Source organism: Protofrankia sp. Cr2 (genome assembly GCF_963555885.1).
In the GTDB taxonomy this organism is placed as follows: Bacteria; Actinomycetota; Actinomycetes; order Frankiales; family Frankiaceae; genus Protofrankia.
This window is the reverse complement of the sequence record NZ_CAUVXG010000035.1, coordinates 1-20,003: the sequence shown is the minus strand read 5'-3', so window position 1 is coordinate 20,003 and position 20,003 is coordinate 1. Positions and strand designations below refer to the sequence as shown.

Below are 20,003 nucleotides of genomic sequence, written 5' to 3'. Positions count from 1 at the left end.
CCGGATTCCACAGACACGTATCCGACCCGGCGGACAGATGTCCGCCGTCCGCCGACGCCCGCCATCCCTATGTCGGGCCGGACGGCGGACACCCGCCGACCCCGCGTGGTCCCGGCCGCGAGGACGCGAGGAGAAGAGGCGGTTGTGGGCGGCGACGACGAAGACGACAACCCGTAGGCCGGACGCGGGCCCGTCCGTTCGGGGATTTCGGGATTTCGGGGGGATGGACGGGCCCGTGCGGTGATCCGTGGCCGTGGTGCCGGGTACGGGATGATCCGGTAGGAGAGGGGAGGGTCGTCCTGTTCTCGTGCCGGGCGGCCCGCCCGTCATCGGGTAGGCGAATAATCGCTGCCACCGGACACCGACGGCGGGGGAGATGGTGGATCACCACCTGGCTGATTCGGGCGATCCCTGGGATCGGGACGCGCGTATCGAACTGCTGGCATCGCTCGTCGACACCGCAGGCACAGACCCTCAACAGATGTGGGAATACGGCCAGCTCCTGTTCGAGCGCGGTGACGAGACCGACTCGGTCGCGGACCTCGAACATGTCGTCTGCTGGCTGGAACGGGCACTGCGGGCGGGGGTGGAGGACGCCGCACCCGTGTGGTGCCTCTTGGCCGAGGCATATCAGCGGCTGGCGGAACTTGGCGGTGCTCCACGGTTGCGTGCGGCCAGCGCGGAGTGTGTCCAACTTGCCGTGGACGCAGGTCTGGACGATGAGCTGGTACCCACGGCACACCGCCTGCTCCTCGAGGAGTACGCCCGCCGGCTGGGCGGGAGTGATCCGGCTGGGGGCGCCGCCGACGCGGTGGCGGTGGCGGCGGCCCGCGAGGCACTGGCCGCCGCGTGGCCGGTGCTCACCCGACCCGACCTCGGACCGGTCGACCGCGCCGAACTGGCGATGGCGGTCTGCGCGGTGGACATGTGCCTGGCCGGCCTGGTCGTGGGTTGGGTGTGTATCGAACGGGTCGGTTATGCGCTGAGGCTGGCGGCCGCGCATCCCGAGCCGCCGGCCGAGTGGGAGATCCGCCTCCACCTCGTCCAGTCCATGGTGGCCCTGTACGGGGAGGTGACGTCCGAACGGAACCATGTTCTCGATGGTGCGGGAGCTACCGAGTTTGACTTGTTCGTGGACGCGGCGGCCCGAAGCGGGCATGCCGACATGCTGGGCCCACTCATCGGGCTGTGGTCGTTCCAACGGGCGGCGGTCTCCGGCGACCAGGAACGGATGCGGGCCGCGGCAGCCCTGCTGGGACAGACGGCCGATCCCGGCTCGCTCGCGATGGCCGCGTTCGCGGAGATGGCAATGATCGCGCGTTCCGGCGAAGTGACCGCAGAGTTTCTCGCCGCACTGGATCGGACGATCGCGGCCTGCGAGGCATCCACCGCGTATCAGCCAGCCGACGAGTGGACGCCGGCTTTCCTGCTACCGATATTGCGCAGCCTGCGTTCGCTCGCCGTGCCCACGTTCGGCAGGGCGGCGACCGAATCGCCACTGCCGCACCTGCGGGCGCGAGCCTTCGGCTGTTCCTCTCGGCCTTCCGGGGGGTTCTCCCAAGACGAGATCGCAGCGACTCTCGCCGAGATCACGTCCGTTCTCGGTGCTGTCGCAGCCGTGGAGAGCGCCGGAGCATCCGCCGTCGCCCGGCAGCTGGCCCTGTCACAGGTGGAACAGGTGCTGTCCGCCCTACCGCGGGGTCGTGCGGCATGGATCATTGGTGCCACCGGGATCGCCGCCCAGTGGCTGTCTCTCGGCCGGGACGGTGGTGTGGCGCATGCGGTGGACCGGGCCGTTGCCTGGGCGGAGGATGCGCTGGGCTCGATACGGGTGGAGAACCCGCCGTGGGCGGACACCGCGTTGCTGGCCGCCGAGGCCAGGCGGCTGCGTGCATGGCAGGGAGACCGTGACCACGGGCGCGCGCTCGGACTGTCGGCCTTACGCGCCAGGACGTGGCAGGTGCTTCTGCAGTCAGGCACCGAACACGGCCGCGTCGCCGCCCGGGCCGCTGCGGCCGACGCGCGGCGGGTCGCCGAGTGGTGCGTGGCCGACCGCGCCCTGAACAGGTCGGCTCTGGATGACCTGGTCGCCGCGCTTGACGCCGGCCGCGGCCTCGTGCTGCATGCAGCGGTCACCATGCGGTCGGTCGCGGATCGGCTGACCGTCCTCGGCCGACCCGAGCTCGCCCAGGAGTGGATCCGGGCCGGGGGAGCGGACCGGATCGAGCTTCCCGGGATGACGGGTCTGGGGGCGGACCTGCACGGGGACCTGCGCGAGCGGGTGCTCGGGGTGCTCGCCGCAGAGGCGGCGGAGCTGCTCGACCCGCCCACCCCGGAGGAGATCCGGGCGGCGCTGCGGACCCATGGCTCGGACGCGCTGGCGTACCTCGTGCCCGGGGAGGGCGACCAGCCCGGCCGCGTCGTGATCGTGTTCGCAGCCGGTCCCGTCGAGGTGCTCACGTTGCCGGAGCTTCGCACCGGGCCGGACACCCCGCTGGAGCGGTACGCCGTGACCCACGCGGCCTGGAACGGCGGCGCGCACAACCGCGGGGAGGAGCGCCGGGATGCGCTCGGGGCGTGGCGCGCCGCGCTCGGCGAACTGACCGGGTGGGCCGGCCGCGCCGCGGGCGACGCCCTGCTGGCAGCGGTGACCCGCCGGGCAGCCGATCCGGGCTGCCCCCGCCTGGTCTTGGTTCCGATGGGCGCGCTTGCTCTCGTGCCCTGGCACGCGGCCTGCCTCACCGGCGGCCCGGCAGGCGTACGTGCGGCAGGTGTACATGCGGCAGGCCCGCGCCCGTCCATCGGCGGTGCGGCGGCCGGTACCGGTACCGGTACGGGCACGTCTTCCGCGCCGGTGCTGGCAGCCCACGCGGTGATCTCCTACATCCCGTCTGCCCGGCTGCTGTGCCGTGCCGTGCGGGCCAGGCCGACGCCTGGCGGGAAGGTCCTCGTCGTCGGCGATCCGGACGCCCCCGACCTGCCCCGGGTGGGGGCGGACGCGGGCTTACTGCGGTCGGCGTTCTACCCGGACGCGCCCCGGCTGGGGCGGCCTCGGCAGGGGCAGCCGTCCGACGGCCCTGGCACGCCCGCGGAGGTGCTCGCCTGGCTGCGCGCCGACATGGACCGCGCAGTGCTGCACCTGGCCTGCCACGCCCGCGCCGAGCCCACCGACCCGGCCCGCTCGTATCTCACCCTCGCCGGCGGCGAGCGGCTGACGATCGACAGCCTGCTCAGAGACCGCCCGACGGCCGGCACGCCCGTCGACCGGGTCTTCCTGGTCGCCTGTTCCACGAACGTGACCGGCACCGACTACGACGAGGCGTTCAGCATCACCACGGCGTTCCTTGCGGCGGGGGCGCGCACCGTGTTCGGGTCGATGTGGCCCGTCCCGGACGGGCTCACCGCCCGGTTTATGTTCATGTTGCACCATTATCTGCAGGCGGAGAGACGGACTCCGGCGGACGCCCTGCACCAGGTGGCGCGCTGGGCGCGGGATCCGGACCGTGCGCCGCCGCCGTCCATGCCTCGCGAGCTCATGGCACGGCGGTACTCGATGCGGCTGGACGACCCGGCGGTCTGGGCCGGGTTCGTGCATGTCGGGGTCTGACCTGCACGCCGGTCGGGCCGGCACGTGCTGATAGGGACACGACGGTCGGGGTTCAGCCGGTTGTGGCGCGGACCTTGTCGATGCGGGCGCTCCAGATCTCGATCTTCTCGTGCCGGCCGTACCGCTCGGGGTGGGTCAGGGCGGATTCCGCCCAGCGCCGGGCGATGGCGATCAGCTCGGCCGCCTGGTCGAGGTCCCGGGTCGCCCCGGGAACGCCCGTCTCGGCGGCGATCACCAGGGCGGGGGCCGCCCGCAGGGCGAACCGGCAGGAGCGTTCGGTCGCCTCCGCCACCATGACGCGGGTGGCCTCGTCGGTGAGCGCGCGGGTGATCCACCGATGGCCACGCGCCGCCTGTTCCCGGGCCGTCCGCAGGTCATCGCGGGCCAGCGCCGCCTCCGCGAGGCCGGTGGTCGCCCCCGTCGCCATCTGCAGTGACACCCGCATCGGTTCGAAGATCCCGACCGCCTCGACGAAACGTTCCCGGGCGGGCAGGACAACGTCGGCGAAGAGCCGGGCGGCCTCGGCGAGGTCCGCCTCCCCGCCGTCACGGCTGGCATCGTGGCTGGCGAGGAACGCCGCGTAGTTGTGCAGGTGGTAGCCGAGGAGGCCGGAGGAGTGCCACTCCCCAGCCAGCACCTTGGCCGGCACCTCCAGGATCTCCAGCCAGTGCCGCCATCGTCGGCGCAGCTGCTGGTCGAGGACGTCCGGAGCAGGCAGCATGCTGCCCGACCGCTCGGCGTTCGCGACCCGCACGGCGTTTATCTCGATGTTGGACGCCGCCAGGATCTCTGCCCCGGCCCCCCGGTCGAGGACGCCCGCGTCGCACAGCTGCTCGCAGCGTCGCGTCGAGGAATCCAGCCGCTCGACTGCCGTCCGCAGGTCGATCGCCGTGTCATGGCGGGTGAGTTCCACCCAGGTGACGTCGATGCGACACACCGAAACCGCCCGGACCGGGTCATCGACGGGCAGCGTCCGCTCGATGAGGTTCCGTACCGGTCCAAGCCGTTCCAGGACGGCATCGCGTGAGCGTTCCCGCGCGGCGGGCGAAGATAGCACCTGACGGATCGTCCCCAGCAGAGCGATGACGGCGACGCGGCGGGTCAGCAGCCCGAGCCCGGCGAAATGCCTCACGTCGGGCACCGCGGGTAGCGCCCCTCCGTTATCCAGCGCCTGGTCCTCAACCCGGGCGTAGTCCAGGGCGTCCCGGACGAAACGGTTGACGATGCTGGTCGGGGTGAGCAACGCCTCCAGGACGAACTGGCCGGGTCTGCGTTCGGAGATCCACAGCTGGCTGGCGTCGCGCATTGTCCCGACGTCAAGCAGCCGCTGCAGCAGCAGGCCGAGGATCGTCTCGTGCATCGCGGCGTAGGCGACGGGGGTCGCCGCGACGGGGCCGAGCACGCCCAGGTGGCGGAATGTGGCGTCTGCGATGAGAAGATCGCGAGGTTGAGTCGGCGCGGATGCCGTGCGCGGCGCGCTGATCTCGCATCTGGTCAGCCGCTCGCGAGCCACTGTCGGCGCGAGTGGTATTTCCAGCGCGGTGGTCAGCGGGCGCTGGATCGACCGGGCGAGGATGCCCGCCAGTAGCAGGGCCGGCTGGGAGCGGAAGACCTCGACCAGCACACCCGCCCATCCAGCCAGCCGCAGCCCGGGCGTCAACGGCGCCCCCGTCTCGTCCACCAGCAGCGGGATCGTCTCGTCGAGCGCGTCGCGCAGCGGATCCAACAGGCGATTCACCGCGGTGAGGACGACCGCGGCCTTGGTGTCGGGTCCGAACCGGTTCAGCGTCGCGTTGGCGATCTCGTTCGGCAGCGATCCGGCGACGGGAGGGAGTCCGATCCGGTCGACCAGAGCCCATTCCTTGCGGCCGGCGGTGAGACCGGCCACGCGCGACCGGACGGGCAGCGGCGCCCCTCGGGCGATCTCGGTGAGCGTGATGTCGACAAAGTTGCTCACCCATGCGGCGTCACCGAACGGACCGTCCTCCCAGGGAACTCCGAACAGCGGCGCTACCTTGCGCGCCAGCCGGGCAGGGACGATCTCGGCCCGGACCTCCGGGATGAGCGGAACGACTGCGGGGAGCAATGGCACGGAGCGAAACCTCCTCCAGGCAACGGGCGACTCCCGGGACCAATGATATATCATGATCAGAATTCTCGTAAAAAATCTCTCCCGAAGAAATATGTTGACGTTTTTAAGATCTTGTCTTAGAAAAGCTACATGCAACGGGACACGGGGGGCCTGTTGCCACCAGCCCCCGCTGACGGGCCGTCCCGGGACGGCTACCGAGGCACGCCAGTCACTGCAGGACATCCAGGTGATCTGGGGGCACGACGGCCGCGAGGACGCCCCACCGGCCGGCCGCATGCCCGCAAGGGCTGGTTTCGCTGGAGCCGGCGCGGACGGAGACTCCGTATCGATCTTTCCTGGGAGGTTGACCCGACGTGACCTTGTTCGATATTCCCGCGCCGGATGACCTCGTCGAGTCCTATCTCGTCCAGTTTTTCGGTCCGGCAGCCTTTCTGGTCATCGCATTCAAGCTGTACGTCCTGGTCACTTCCTGGGTCGGCGTGGTCTCGGTGGGGCGGACCGGGCTGACTTCAGCCTCCTCCACCGCCCGACGGGCGCTTGCCGTAGGCTGGGTTAATGGGGTGGCGTCGATCGTCGCCGTTCTTGGGGCGGGCGCTATCCTCATCGTCTGGATCATGTTGTCCTCGACGATGGGATACGGCGCCAGCTACCTTGTTCACGGGGATATCCCTCTCAGCGGCCCAAGACTGGAACCCTTTCTCTCCTGGCGGCATGAGGACCAGATGCACGATTACCATATCTGGGGATCGTTGACTGTCGCGATCTTTTCCGTGCTCTACGGATTTCGCCGTAGACTGGTTGGCAGGGAGGGCGAACTCGCTGGAGTCGTGGGTTTTCTGTTCACCCTTCCATGGATACTGTTCGGCCTTCTCATGGGGCTTTATGCTGTGATTTTCGGGGTATGGGGCACGGTTAACTGGTTCTCTGATGAGGGCTTTCAGGTGGACATGTACGGGGTTTCGGTAAATCCGGCCGTCTATGCGGTTATGACGATAACAGCGTTTGTCTACGCCTGGACTGCGGTGATGGTGGGAAAGACGCCAGGAATGGCCATGTCTCTCGCTGGAAGGTTTGTTTCAGGAAGGCGACAGGACAGGAATGATACGTCCGGCCGATGACGAAATTGTTTTCTTACGGGTCTGGATTTCGAGCTGAAAAGGTGATTTATGAGACTGCTTAGCCGTATTTTCGCGGGGCAGGCGACAACCCGGCCGGCAAGGCAGGTTTCGCTGCTGGATGCCGGCCGCAGCCTGCAGAGCACACTTGACGTTGACGCGGCGCTGTCTCTGCTGGAATCGATTGTGCGCACGTACCGCGACCTTCCCTACCGCGCGATGCCTGCGTTCGTGGACGCGGGCCATGTCTGGGGTGCCGGGAACCAGGGCGGCCCAGCGCGTTTCGTGGCGTTCGACGACGAGGCGAAAGCCGTGAGGTTCCTGGCACTGTGGCCGGCGCCCACAGGCGTCACGATGGGGTTGTTCGGTATTGACGGGTCGGGCCAGAGCACGATCATCGGCCATTGGAAGATGCGGGACGCGTCGCTGTTGTCGACCGGTACGTTCGAGCCCGGCACGCTTGACCTGGCGGCACCACGGTTGTCGCCAAAGTACCCGGAGGAAATCGTCAACGCTGCTGGCTATCCGACTACCGCATCGAACATCGAACGTATGACCCGGCAAGTCGCGACGATGGTTCTGGGCCAGGCCCAAAATTTCATCCAGTCCAGCGATCCCCGCGCGGCGGCAGCCTTTGTTCAAGATCATTCACATGCCGGATCGGTGGCGGATCTCCAATCCATTCTGGACGACCTCGGCGGCTTGGACTCAGAGGTCCTTCCGTACATCCAGAACCTCCCCGCACGGGTCCGGGCGATCTTGCTTGAGCATACGGGTTATGGTGAGGGCAGGATATGGGACGAGTTCGACCGCTGACGACGCTTTGCTGCTGCTTGCCCCGGGGGCGGCTATACAGAGAAAATAATCAAATTAGGAAAGGATTCGACATCTGATGGCAGTCACCGAAGATCGCCATTGTCGCAAATGCAAAAAGCGCATGCGTATGACGCGCTGCGAGGTGTGCAAGGGGCAGGGGCGGACGCGTACCACGCAGTGCCAGCGTTCATGCAACACGCATGGCTGGCTCTGCCCCGTCCACGGCAAGGACTACTAGCCGGCTGCGCCCAGTGCGCCGCCAGATCGATATACATATCCGATAACGAGGGAAATCGTCAACCATCATGACTGAAGTTATCCAGCAGCTCAGTCGCATTGTCGGCATGGCAGGCCATATAGCGGACCAGCTCCACTCCGGCAGCCGCGTCCCATTCGAGACGTTTGACCTCGTCGACGAGTTCGACGGTTTCGGACTGTCGGTCGGCCACGGCGCAGGGTTGCTCTACGGCAACGTCACGGACGTCGCCCCGGACAGCTGGAGTCTGCAGTTCACTGCAGCGGTCGCGTTCGACGTCCCCAGCCGCCCGGAGATCGGCATGTGGGTCAACGAAAAGAACCGGACAACTGCCTTCGGGAAGTACTACTACGCCGTGAACCGGGAACTCGGACTGCACGCGGTCATGTGGGAGATGTTTGCGTGGAGCCGGCTCCTCAACGACTTCAACGGAATGCACGGGCAAGGCGTAATCCAGTGGCTCATGGAGATCATTCGTGCATGCCTGGACGCCTCCTCCCAGGACGCTGACGAGTTCACACGTCACTTCGGAGGACGCATCCTGCAGCCAATCGAAAAAGACCTGATGGTGCTTTTCACCGCTTCGAGCGGCTGAACCTCGACGCCGGGTACCCCGGCATGCGCCCCCAGCCGCGGGAAGGCCGTCGAACTCGGCGTTGCACTCTTTGTTCATCTTGCCGAGTTCGCCGCCGCGCGGTGTTTTCCGCGGCATGGCGATGCCGTTGCATCCCTGGTAGCCCTTGTCTCTGATTCCGTCGCCGGAATGTTTGGCGATATCGGCGACCGGGGCGTCCATGAAAGCCGTGGCGTCGTGGGTTCTGGCGCGGAGTCACCGATCACCGCCTTGATCACTCATGGTTGTTGCATACGAGGGAAGAGTCATGCATATAGGTCGGCTTAGGCGGCGAACCGTTTCGCGCGTCACGATAAATGTCATCGCACTCGCCTTCGGCGCTATCGCGGCCTGCGGCGGTTCGGCCTCCGAGCCGACGCCTCCCGGTGCCGCCACGGCCTCGGTGAAGCAGATCCCCTCCTCGTCATCTCCCGCGGACTCCGGATCTCCGACACACCCCCTCGCCGACGGCGACAACGTCGTCGACAGCCGAAAAGTTCCGTTCGGAAAGGCAGCCGCTGATGGGCACACCCTGGTCATCAGAATGTCCCCCGGCCCTTCGTCGGCGCGTTTGAGGACCATCGACCTCGCCACCGGGAAGACGCTGACAGAGCTGAGCTCCTCATCCCCGTCTGCGGATGGGAACGAGTGTGACATCCGAGTAGTCCGGCGTTTCGACGATGTAAGCCTGCTGATCTCTACCAGAGTCAAGTCAACCCCGGCGCAGGGAATCGACCCCGGCAGTACGGAAATCAGCCTTCGGGCCCGAGACGCGACCACGGGCCGGCGGCTGTGGGACTCGCCACTACTCACTGTCCCGGAGGCCGATGGCGGCCCTCTCTTCTGTTATAGCCTCGACATCGATAAGGGGACGGTCGACCGGCTCAAGTTCACGTCAGACGGCCGGTATGCCCTTTCGCTGAGGTCAGCCATTCCACTGGTCGTCGACCTGGCCACCGGGGAATCACGACAGTTAGCCAAGGCGGTCAATACGCTCAGCCGGTGGATCTTGACGGCCATTCGCGATGACGACCGTGTCGTCCGGCAAATGGGACTGGTTGACCCGGGGACGCTCGTGGAGGCAGGGCGGATCTCCGACGAAGTCCCGGTCATGTATCTGGACGGCGGTATTGATGCCGACACCGGAATCCTGGGCGATATCATGGTCAGCAATGGTCGCAACACCAACGCGGACCCGGGCTTTCCCGACTTGATCGGGTATCGCCTCCCGAGCTTCACCACCCTCTGGAGCATCGCGCAGAAGGCGGCGCCCCAGGGACTTGGCCTGCGCTTCGACGACGCAGCGCAGGCGGGTCTCTTTATCGCCGTCTCCCCCGGAGTCAGTGGCCTGGATCCAGCGACCGGCGCGATCCGCTGGCAGCTTCCGGCCATCGAGGATTACTGCGGCACGGCCAACGGCCGGGTATATGTGATTGCAAATGGGCAGTTCGCCACCATCGACCCGAAGACCGGCAAACAGCTTACATTCGACCCAAAGATCAAAAAATGTCCGGTACTGCTCGACGGTGCCATCATCACGGCGCACCGCGACAGCGACGTCAGCTCACCGTACTACCTGATCCAGAAACAGTAGCCCACTCCTCTGCCGGCGGCTCCTGGCGCAGGAAAACGGTCATGAAGATGCTCTCCTGGCCGGTGACCTCGGTGGGCACGATGTTCCACGACCTGCTGGGTGGCCCCGGTCAGCCGAGGCGACGTGGTCGTCATCGAAGGGCCTGGCCACATGGGTATGGCGACCATCGTGGCGGCCCGCGCGGCCGGATCTGCCAGGATCATCGTGATCGGGACGTCGAAGGACCGGTTCCGCTTCGACCTGGCCGTTGGTGATGGCGTTGCGTACCGCGAGATGTTTGAAAAGCGGTCATGAGTCTGACATGGTCGTTGCGCGGCATCCTGAGCGGTCCATGATGGGGTTCGACCGTCGTGTTCGTCGTCCTACCTTGCTAGTCACGCCCGAGCCGGCTGTTGGGGAAATCATGTCGATCCTGGTGCGACTACTCGGCCCGGTGGATGTGACGGTGGAGGGCTCCGTGCGGCCGGTGCCGGGGCTGCGGCGTAAGGCCGTCCTGGCACGGCTGGCGCTGCGGCCGGGCGAGGTCGTCAGCGTGGACCAGCTGATCGATGCGGTATGGGACGGGAGGCCCCCGGCGACGGCGGTGAACTCGCTCCAAAGCCATGTGTCCTACCTGCGACGTGTCCTCGGGGCATCAGACGCGATCCGCGCCAAGGCCCCGGGGTACGTGCTCGGGGCACTGGCGACCGACCTGCGCCGGGCTGAGAAGCTGATCGGGCAGGGCCGCGGCGCCGCCGATCCGGCTGAGGGCCTGGCGGTTCTGGAGCAGGCGCTCGACCTGTGGCGCGGACAGCCACTGGTCGATGTTGCCGAGCTCTCCTGGTTCGCCCAGGAGGCGGACAGGCTGGAGCAGATGTGGCGGGTCGCCGAGCAGGCCGCTGTCGAGTACCGCCTGGCGTTCGGCCAACACGCCACGTTGGTACCCGAGCTGGCCAAGCGGTCCGATCTTGTCAAACTGATCGACAGCTACCGGAACGAGACGACCGGCACGTCCGTCGGCGGGCTCATCCTGCAAGCGGGACTTGCTGTGCACGACATGCACCAGAACCGTCGGGAGGAGGCCGAACGGCGGGCACTGAGCGTCCTCGCGGCCGACCGCCTGATCGGACATCCGATGGCCGAGCCACCGATGGCCTGTGCCTGGGCCGCGTTGGTGCCGTGCGACTCCCCGGCCCTGTTGCCGTCCGTGGAGACCGCGCTCGAGCACAGTCGCCGAGCGGGTTCACTGCGTGGGCTGGCACCTTCCTTCCACTACCGCTCCGAGGTCATGTATGCCCAGGGGTATCTGACCGACGCGCTCAGCGACGCGCGCCGCGCCTGGGAGGCGGCCGAATACGGCACCATCGGCCTCGGTCAGGCCTTCATCGCGGACATACTTCTGAAGACGCTCGTGGCTCGTGGGGAGATCGACCAGGCCGGGGAGGTTCTCCGGCAGATCAAGGCCAGGCATGCCTCCGGCGTCACACCGACCTTGTTCGCCCCTGGTGAGATCGCCCTCTATCTGGCCACGGGACAAACCCAGCGAGCGTTGGCGACCGCGCTGGCGACCCGTGACGAGTGCGCGGCATCGCCCTGGGTCAACCCGATGGGCAGAGACTGGCGAGCTCCCCTCGTCCGCTGCTACCGCCTTCTCGGGCGGGACGACGAGGCGCGAGCGGCAGCCGAGGGCCTCCTCGCCGTGTCGACGGAATGGGGCACGCCACGTGCTGTAGGAAGGGCGTTGCGTCACGCGGCCACCGTCGAATCGAGGACACGGGAGCTCGAGCTGCTCGAAGAGTCCGTCCGGCTCCTGGAAGGCACATCGGCCAATCTCGAACGGGCCAGGTCCCTGTACGCCTTCGGTGAGGCGCTGATTCGTTCTGGCCGTCCGGCGGACGCGCGGTCCCGTCTGGGCACGGCACTTGACCTGGCCGCGTTCTGTGATGCCCGCCCGCTGCAGGACGCGATCGGCTCCGCCATCCGCCGTGCCGGGGGGCGGCCACTGCCCTCTGTGGTGATGGCTCCCTTGTCTCCGACAGAAGCACATGTAGCCGACCTGTCCGGCCGCGGCATGTCAGCACGCAAGATCGCGGAGGAGTTGCAGTTGACGGTCGGAGCCGTGCGGCAACGGCTCGCGGCCATCGAGCAGAAACGCGGCAGCGCCGCCGTGCCATCGCTGTCACGGTAGGTCAGCTGCGCACGTGACCGTCAAACTGGACGAGGGGACCCGGCCGTCGATGCCGGGACGACTGGGCAATGCTGCCTCAATCGCCCCGGCGGATACCTCCGGCGTCGTGCTTTCGGGCCGTCGAACGGCGCAGGCTCAGAGACCGTCGATGTCCTTTCGCATCTCAACCGTTGTCATCGGTAGGTCCGGGTCCTGGCCGTTGGGGTCGACCAGGTCGGCGTCGGGCACGCGGACCTGGTGCCGTCGGTCAGGAGAAGGCGGCGACGCGCCAGACCGAGGTGGGCGAGTCCGCGCACCTGTCGATCGGGACCGTGCGCCGGATGTAGGTACCGATGACGGGAATCTCGTTCGCGGTGTCCAAGTCCGCGTATGTCCCGCGGGTCAGGTCGTACAGGAACTTCTTCGAGCCGGCGCCGGGAGCGGTCCTCAGCTGCCAGAGCTGGTAGGGCTCGTCACAGCCGTCCTGGTAGATGTGCGTGTCCGCCCAAAAGGTGCCGGCCGTCAGGCACATGCCGGTGTCGACGTTCTTGAACTGATAGACGGGCAGACCCTGGTAGGCGCCGACGATGATGGGCTGCCACGCCTCCCAGGAAACGGTGGCGACGCAGGCCCACGTCACGGTGCGGGACCCGTCGTAGTGATCCATTTGGGCGAGGCACTGGTCGCCCTTGAGATTGATGATCCGCCAGGGCTGGGAGGCGCTGGGCAGGGGATCCACGACCGGGTTTGGCGCCGGGGGTGCGAGGACACCCCCCGAACCGATGGCGACGACCTGGCGGGCGACGTCGACTCCGCCGGGGTCCGCGCTGGCCGGGCCGGCCAGCGCGGACCCGCCGAGGACCAGGCCGCACAAGGCCGCGGCGAGCCGCAGCCATCGTCCGCGCATCGTATGTTCCTTCATTTTTGTCACGGCGAGCTCCTTCATCTGTCAGTCGCCAATCTGTCAGCCGCCGGATTCTTCAGCGACTGTTCGGCCCGGCAGAGGACGTCGTCCCCCTTTTGTTTCCGCGATAGCTTCTGGGGGCGAATTTCGGCTGGAACCAAAGGTTCTCCGCGGTCGGAATCCGCGACTTGTACGGTCTTTGTAGCTTGCGTTGTCGTCCGCGCGGCATCAGCGCTGTTCTCGGTGCACTCCGGCGTCGCGCCGCGACCCGAAAAGAATTGTCGGGTGGCTGACAGGTCAGGTGCGGACGGCCAGTGGGCGGGTAGTCGGCTTGTTGACGATGTCGATCTCCGCGTCCCGGACCACGATGTGGTTGGTGCCTCTTATTGCAGCTCCAGTCCTCTCCTCGACAGTTGATCCGGCATCCCGGCAACCTGCCGCAAGGCGTCGGTTGTCCTATCTGCTTGTGTATCAGGAAAACATAGCCCGCTGAAATCAGCCTGACGCGTCACTGAAATGCGCCAGGGCAGACTGGAAGTGGCGGCAGCCAATCTCCGCGGCGAACCGACGCTGCCGGCTTGTGCTGCCGGCTTGTGCTGCTGGCGGCGACGTTAAGAAAGGCATGAATCGTCTCGGCGATCGTGGGCCAGTCGTGTCCGAACCAGATGAGGTGGCTGTCGGCCTGGCTCTCGACCAGTTTGGCGAAGCGATTGCTGAAGGTGCCCAGCGACGAGCAGCCGACCGCGAAACAGACGTCGGTGACGACGTGGCCTTCGCGCGCTGGCTGGTGGAGCACGCTGGCGTTGCCGCGGTACCCGGCTCGTCCTTCTTCGCTGATCCGGCACATGGCCGGGCGATCAGCCGCTTCGCTTCCCGAAGCGGCTGGAGACGCTGCACGCTGCGGCCGTACGGTTGCGGCATATGCCGTCGCGCTGACACCTCGGTGTCGTGATCCGTCGCTCCCCACCTGTCGAGGTGCTGCTGGCCTTGCGCACAGGCCAGCAGCACCTCGCTTGCCATTCCACGCGGGAGCGTCCCAGCCCCGTGGTCGGTCAGCCCCGTAGTCGGCCTACGCGCCGGCCGATTCCTGGTGGATCCACCACTGGAGGGCTTCCTCGGTGCCCAGGGTGTCGGGGTGGCGAGGGCCGAGGATCCGGCGGCGGCTGGCCAGGACGTCCTCGCCGAGTGCGCGGGCATCCTGGTACCGGCCGAGTTTGCCCAGATAGATGGCGAGATTGTAGGCCGAGGTGAGAGTGTCGGGGTGGTCGGGCCCGAGGACGCGGCGGTGCCGGGCGAGGGTGTCCTCGCCGAGTTCGCGGGCGGCCTGGTGGTCACCGAGGGCGCTCAGCCGTACGGCGAGGTTGTAGGCCGAGTTGAGGGTGTCGGGGTGGTCGGGCCCGAGGGTCCGTCGGCGCCGGGTGAGGGTGTCCTCGCCGAGTTCGCGGGCGGTCTCGTGATCGCCCAGGGCGCTCAGCAGGATGCCGAGGTTGTTCGCCGAGTTGAGGGTGTCGGGGTGGTCGGGCCCGAGGGTTCGGCGGCGCCGGGTGAGGGTGTCCTGGTACAGGTCGCGGGCGGCGTGACGGTCGCCGAGCTCGGCGAGGTCGACGGCAAGGTTGTGGGCCGAGGTGAGGGTGTCGGGGTGGTCGGGCCCGAGGGTTCGCCGGCGCCGGGTGAGGGTGTCCTCGTCGAGTTCGCCGGCGGCTTGATGGTCACCGAGGGCGCTCAGCCGGATGGCGAGGTTGTTCGCCGCATCCAGGGTGTCGGGGTGGTCGGGGCCGCGAGTCCGCAGTAGGCGAGCGAACACGTTCTCGGTGGACTCGGGGGTGTCCAGGCGCTCGCCTTCGGGCTGTTCCTCCGTCGCATCGTCGCCGGGGACGGTCGTGGGCCTGGCGGTGACGAGGGTGTGGTCGGTGACGAGGGTGTGGTCGACCGTCGGCACGTCGGCGGCCGGCGGCTGCTCGGCGGCGCGGCGGACGGCGTCGTCGAGGTGCAGCGGCAGGCCGGCTCGGGTGATCCAACCCGTGCCGTAGGCCGCGGCCGTGGCGAGGGCGAGGGCGAGGGCGAACGCGGCGGCGTCCGGGTGGCGGGCGGCTGGGTCCTTCTCCAACGCGTGCAGCACTACCTGGGCGACCGGGGCGGGTACCCCGGCCATGGGCGGGGCGGGCTCGGTCAGCTGCCTGCGCCACAGTATGTGCAGTGGCTGTTTCGGGTCGAATGGCGGCCGGCCGGCCAGGAGCTGGTAGAGCACGATGCTCAGCGCGTACAGGTCGGTCGCCGGGCACAGCCGGCCGCCCTCGATCTGTTCGGGCGCCATGTAGACCGGCGTGCCGGCGACTTTGCTGGCGGTGGTCGCCGACCCCTCGAACAGCTTCGCGATGCCGAAGTCGACGACCTTCACCGTCCCGTCCGCGGCGAACAGGATGTTGTCGGCCTTGACGTCGCGGTGCAGCACATTGTGGTCGTGGGCGTGGCTCAACGCCGCGGCCACCGCCAGGCCCACCGCACACGTCTGCTCCGGCGTCAGCGTGCCCCGCCGGCGGGTCAGCGTGCCCCCGGCCAGCAGTTCCATCACCACGAGGCACAAGTCCTCGGCCTCGATGTAGTCGTAGACCCGGACCACATGCGGATGATCCAGTCCGCCCAGCACCCGCGCCTCGGCGGCGAAGTCGATCCGCTCGCCTTCGGCCGTCTCGGCCGGGATCACCTTGATCGCCACCGGCCGGCGCATCCGTCGGTGCTCTGCCTTCAGTACCAGCCCGAACGCCCCCGAGCCCAGATACTCGCCGAGGACGTAGTTGGGCACCGCCGCGGCAACCCGCGCCCGCTCGATGATCACCAAACGCCCCGGCAGCCCGGTCGTGCTGGTGGCCGTCCTGTTGGCCGTTCTGTCGTCACGACCCGGATCATCACAGCATCACCATGGTGGAGCCAGCTTATCCACCGCCCCAGGACCCCGGAACACCATGGATTGCCGGGACTGCCTGCCATCTCGGCTGGCTGGCCTTCCATCCGATGTGGCCTTCCATCCGATCCCGACCAGCACCAAATCTCCCGCGCGGGTAGGGCCTGACACGTGCGATGAACGGACTCGGCGGATCTGGCCCGCCAGATGATCCTCAATCGTCTGGTCACAGCGAACGACGTCTGCAAATGTTTGCGAGAAAGTGCCCCCGTCGCCCCCCGTCGCTGTTCTTCTGTATAGCCTGGATGAGGCTTTAGAGCGCCCGGCGATAGGGGCGTGGATCAAGGAGCGGGGTTGGGTGCGTGCATCGCGAGGCGGAGGAGGGAGGCACCCGGGTGTCGGGTGTCGGGTGTCGGTTTCGCGACACCGCGTCCCCTATTGCTGGTCGCTCTTAGGTGAGAGCCTTGCGACGGATGCCGACGATCATCATCCTCCGGTAACATCTCGTATCTCTCCGTGGAGATTGTGGTGGAGGTGTAGCGCTCAACTACCCGGCCGAAAATCTGTCGCCTAGGGCGGCGGAAGTCGGCGCGCGATAACGAACATCTGGATCTGTGCTGCCGGAGGTCTCACGTATGGTCCTGTTGTGCGAGGGGCAGGTCATCCGGGATACCTACAAGGTTGAGCGGTTGCTGGGCACGGGGGCTTTTGCCGAGGTCTACCGGGTCGAGCACCGGTATCTGGGCCGGCAGGCGATGAAGGTCTTCCGGCAGGTAGGAATGTCAGGGGAACAGGTGCATGACGCACTCGGCGAGGCGATGCTGTTGTCCGGCATGGGTCACCCCAACATCATCCGCGTGTTTGAGGCGAACACCGTCGAGACGGACAACGGAGTATACGCATACTTCACCATGGAATACGTGGCCGGCGGTACCCTGAACAATTTCTGGTCGTCGTACGGCGACGCGTTCGTGCCCATCCCGATCGCGGTGGACGTCATGCGGCAGATATTGCGTGGCCTGGCGGTCGCCCATCGGAAGTCCCCGCCGATCGTCCATCGGGACATCACGCCGCAGAATATACTGGTCGGCTACGACGGTACCGGTCTGCGCGTGCGGATCAGCGATTTCGGCCTCGCCAAGAAGGTCAGTGCCCTGACCCTGCTGGCCAGCTCCCAGGGAACCATCGCTTTCATGGCGCCGGAGACCCTGCTCCACCCGCATCTCGCGTCGGTGCCGGGGGACGTCTGGGCTCTGGGTGTGGTGTTCTACCTGCTGCTGATCGACCGGCTTCCATACCCCCTGCGCTCCGCCGGCGACCCGATCACGGCCGCCTGGAACACGGCCACGCTTGTGCCGCCGAGCGAGGTGCGGTACGCGGTGGACGGAACACTGGACGCAATCGTCGCCCGGGCGCTGTCCTATGACTCGGCGAAGCGCTACCCGTCGGCCGCCGAGATGCTCGCCGACCTGGATGCGTGGCAGCCAGAGATGCCGGCGGCGCCGCAGCCGCGAGAGAAGGAACCCGGGCCGGCCGGGGAGATCGCCGCGGGCAAGAATGTGCTCGGCCGGTCATCGTCCGCGGATGAGGCCGCGGCGCTGCGGATGGCTCACCAGGCGGTGGCCGTCGCCACCGCGGGCCAGTACGACAAGGCCGCCGATCTGATGGAGGAAGCCTTCAACAAATGGCCCGGGTTACGTGACCAGTACGTGTCACGGATCCGGCTGTGGCGCAAGGGGGTGACGATGTGACGACCCAGGACACCGGCGCCGACCCGCTGCAGCGGGTGTCTGCGCAGATCTACCGGCAGAACGCCTTCCGGGTGACCGGCCTGGCACTCTCGTCCACCGGACGGGAGATCAGACGGATGGCCGACAGGCTCGCCGTTATCGAGAAGACCGATGGGCAGCTGCCGACGTCGGACATCCTGGCGCTGTCGCCGACCCCGTCCGCCGGGGACATCCGTGCCGCTCTCGACCGGCTGGGCGATCCCCGCCAGCGGCTGGTCGACGAGTTCTTCTGGTTCTGGCCGACGCAATCGGGCGATCCGCAGGACGCAGCGCTCGCAGCCCTTGCCGCCGGCGATCCGGACGCCACGGTCGGGCACTGGACCACCACGGCTGAGAACAGCGACCTGGAGGTGCCCGCGGACGCCGCGAGCGCAGTCCACAACCTCGCGGTGCTCGAGCACTTACGGGCACTCGACGCCGAACTGGCCGCCGACGCCGAACTGGCCGCCGACGCCGAACTGGCCGCCGACACCGCGCAGCCCGCCGACACCGCGCAGCCCGACTGGGTGTCGGTCTACCGCCGCTGGGGGCTCGTCCTGCGTGACGACCGGGTCTGGGACAGCCTGGTGGCGCGCATCAGGAACGCCGCCAACGCCCGGCTCGACGAAAGCCTCGCCGCCGGGATTCGCTCGGCGCTGCCTACCGCGTTGCTGAGGATCGGTGCCGAGATCGTCGTCGCCGCCATCACGGCCGACGATATCGGCCGGGCCGAGAGGCAGCTGGCGGCGATGCGCGGCGCACAGCTGGGGGACGACGCACAGCTGGGGGACACAGCCCGGGATGCGCTCGACGCCGCCCTGCGCGCGGTCGGCGCGCCCTGGGCCGACCAGATCGCCAGGCTCTGCGACGACGCCGTCCAGGTGTCCACCGACACGCGGAAGAATGGTTTGGACCAGGCCGAGCGCATCCTCGCCGATTCCGCGGGGCCGCTCGAACGGCTTGATCTCCTGCTGCCCCCCGAGGAGCTGACGCGGGCCCGCACGCACGACAAGATCGCCCTCGACACGCTGCGTTGCGTGCTGTGTTTCGACCAGACCCGGGACCTCTCGGACACCGCCGAGACCGGCACCGCCCGTGACCACATGCGGATGACCGACGTGCTCACCCGCGCCGAGCGGACGGCGGCATCCGAGGCCATCGGGGACCGGCTGGCCGAGAACCGGAGAATTCTCGAGGCGAGCTCCCTGCGCTTCGCCTGCTGGATCTGTCACGAGAACCCGACCGACTCCAGAGCGGCGATCAGGACGTGGATGTACGGCGACATAGTCCGGGAATTCTCCAACGTGCGTTGGCGCAAGCGGGAGGTCACCGTGCCGCGCTGCCGGTCCTGCCAGGTCCACTCGTGGGGCCGGGGATGGCTGGCCGCGCTGCGCTGCGCCCTGTACTTCGTGGTCGCGATCAGTATTCCCACGATGCTGTTCGCCGACGCCGGCGGCGGATACATCTTCCTGGCCGTCGTCGTCGCGTTAGTCGTGTTCCTCGTCGACCTGGCCGCCGTCGTCGGGTTCGCCGCCCGAAAACAACGGAACCACATCGCCTCCTTCCCACCGATGGCGGAACTGCGCAGCCAGGGATGGCAACGCGGTGATCGGCCGCTGGGGGTCAGCAGTGGCTGACATTCTGCGCCAGTGGCGGTATCCCCGTGAGTTCCGCATAGTCCGACCGTCCGTGCCGGGGGAATGGGCCGCGGTGCTGCAGGCTTCCCGGGAAGCCGGGCCCATACCAGCGCCGGACGAGCAGACGGCGGATCCGGCCGCGAAGAACACGCTGGGCCATCCAGCGGTGGCCGAGATCGCGACCGGCCTGTGGCGAATGGGCCGGCGCCTTTCCGACATGGCGAAGAACTCCGGCCTGGCAAAGAGTTCCGACACCGCGCAGGACAGGGGCCGCACGACCGACACCCGCCGGCTGCAGCGGCAGTTCGACTCCCTCTGGAGCGCCCTCGTCGCGGCCGGCGTCGAGGTTCAGGAGCACGACCACACCCGATATGACTCCGGTCTCGACCTGCAGGTCCTGGAGTTCCAGGAGACCGACGGGCTGACCGACGAGACCGTCCTGGAGACCCTGCGGCCGAGCGTCTACCTACACGGCCGGCGCGTGCAGACCGGCGAGGTCGTCGTGGGCATTCCGGTGCGGCGGGACGTCAATGGCTGACCCCATCCTTACCC

The 20,003-nt window shown here is 67.7% G+C and carries 13 protein-coding genes and 1 pseudogene; 10 read left to right on the top strand and 4 right to left on the bottom strand.

Annotated features, from left to right (window positions below; translation table 11 throughout):
* The first annotated feature begins 376 nt into the window (after positions 1-376).
* A complete protein-coding gene (locus U9978_RS16025; RefSeq protein WP_322761937.1) occupies positions 377-3,607 on the top strand; it encodes a CHAT domain-containing protein in 3,231 nt (1,076 codons plus the stop codon).
* A gap of 52 nt (positions 3,608-3,659) precedes the next feature.
* Here the strand turns inward: U9978_RS16025 and U9978_RS16020 are convergent, their stop codons facing one another.
* Positions 3,660-5,699 carry a hypothetical protein gene (locus tag U9978_RS16020; protein ID WP_322761936.1) on the bottom strand — a complete coding sequence of 680 codons (2,040 nt, stop codon included), beginning with the start codon at positions 5,697-5,699 and terminating at the stop codon, positions 3,660-3,662.
* 353 nt (positions 5,700-6,052) lie between these two features.
* Here U9978_RS16020 and U9978_RS16015 point away from each other — a divergent pair, with 353 nt between their 5' ends.
* The 6 genes from U9978_RS16015 (at position 6,053) to U9978_RS15990 (ending at position 12,260) form a co-directional block, all read left to right on the top strand.
* Positions 6,053-6,817, top strand: coding sequence for a hypothetical protein (locus U9978_RS16015; RefSeq protein WP_322761935.1), 765 nt, complete (start codon positions 6,053-6,055; stop codon positions 6,815-6,817).
* A 48-nt stretch (positions 6,818-6,865) separates the two neighbouring features.
* Positions 6,866-7,630: a hypothetical protein gene (locus tag U9978_RS16010; protein WP_322761934.1), complete on the top strand. Its 765-nt coding sequence runs from the start codon at positions 6,866-6,868 to the stop codon at positions 7,628-7,630.
* A 305-nt stretch (positions 7,631-7,935) separates the two neighbouring features.
* A complete protein-coding gene (locus tag U9978_RS16005) occupies positions 7,936-8,481 on the top strand; it encodes a hypothetical protein (protein ID WP_322761933.1) in 546 nt (181 codons plus the stop codon).
* 562 nt (positions 8,482-9,043) lie between these two features.
* On the top strand, positions 9,044-10,093 hold the full coding sequence (locus U9978_RS16000) for a PQQ-binding-like beta-propeller repeat protein (RefSeq protein WP_322761932.1): 1,050 nt from the start codon (positions 9,044-9,046) through the stop codon (positions 10,091-10,093).
* A 123-nt stretch (positions 10,094-10,216) separates the two neighbouring features.
* On the top strand, positions 10,217-10,387 hold the full coding sequence (locus tag U9978_RS15995) for a hypothetical protein (protein WP_322761931.1): 171 nt from the start codon (positions 10,217-10,219) through the stop codon (positions 10,385-10,387).
* A 109-nt stretch (positions 10,388-10,496) separates the two neighbouring features.
* On the top strand, positions 10,497-12,260 hold the full coding sequence (locus U9978_RS15990; protein ID WP_322761930.1) for a BTAD domain-containing putative transcriptional regulator: 1,764 nt from the start codon (positions 10,497-10,499) through the stop codon (positions 12,258-12,260).
* Between the two features lie 247 nt (positions 12,261-12,507).
* Here U9978_RS15990 and U9978_RS15985 read toward each other — a convergent pair whose 3' ends face one another.
* The 3 genes and pseudogenes from U9978_RS15985 to U9978_RS15975 all read right to left on the bottom strand — a co-directional run bounded on the left by U9978_RS15985 (position 12,508) and on the right by U9978_RS15975 (position 15,979).
* The gene (locus tag U9978_RS15985; protein WP_322761929.1) at positions 12,508-13,170 is read right to left on the bottom strand and encodes a hypothetical protein; all 663 of its coding nucleotides are present in this window, start codon (positions 13,168-13,170) and stop codon (positions 12,508-12,510) included.
* A 664-nt stretch (positions 13,171-13,834) separates the two neighbouring features.
* Positions 13,835-13,906: pseudogene (locus U9978_RS24105) on the bottom strand (AraC family transcriptional regulator); the annotation flags it as partial.
* Between the two features lie 306 nt (positions 13,907-14,212).
* Positions 14,213-15,979, bottom strand: a complete 1,767-nt coding sequence (locus tag U9978_RS15975; RefSeq protein ID WP_322761928.1) for a serine/threonine-protein kinase — start codon at positions 15,977-15,979, stop codon at positions 14,213-14,215.
* A gap of 701 nt (positions 15,980-16,680) precedes the next feature.
* Between U9978_RS15975 and U9978_RS15970 the strand changes: the two genes are divergently transcribed.
* The 3 genes from U9978_RS15970 to U9978_RS15960 are packed head-to-tail and all read left to right on the top strand — an operon-like array spanning position 16,681 to position 19,989.
* The gene (locus tag U9978_RS15970; RefSeq protein ID WP_322761927.1) at positions 16,681-17,796 is read left to right on the top strand and encodes a serine/threonine-protein kinase; all 1,116 of its coding nucleotides are present in this window, start codon (positions 16,681-16,683) and stop codon (positions 17,794-17,796) included.
* A complete protein-coding gene (locus tag U9978_RS15965; protein ID WP_322761926.1) occupies positions 17,772-19,451 on the top strand; it encodes a hypothetical protein in 1,680 nt (559 codons plus the stop codon). The genes U9978_RS15970 and U9978_RS15965 overlap by 25 nt, the downstream gene beginning before the upstream one ends.
* Positions 19,444-19,989: a hypothetical protein gene (locus U9978_RS15960; RefSeq protein WP_322761925.1), complete on the top strand. Its 546-nt coding sequence runs from the start codon at positions 19,444-19,446 to the stop codon at positions 19,987-19,989. Before U9978_RS15965 ends, U9978_RS15960 begins: the two co-directional genes overlap by 8 nt.
* Positions 19,990-20,003 lie beyond the last annotated feature (14 nt).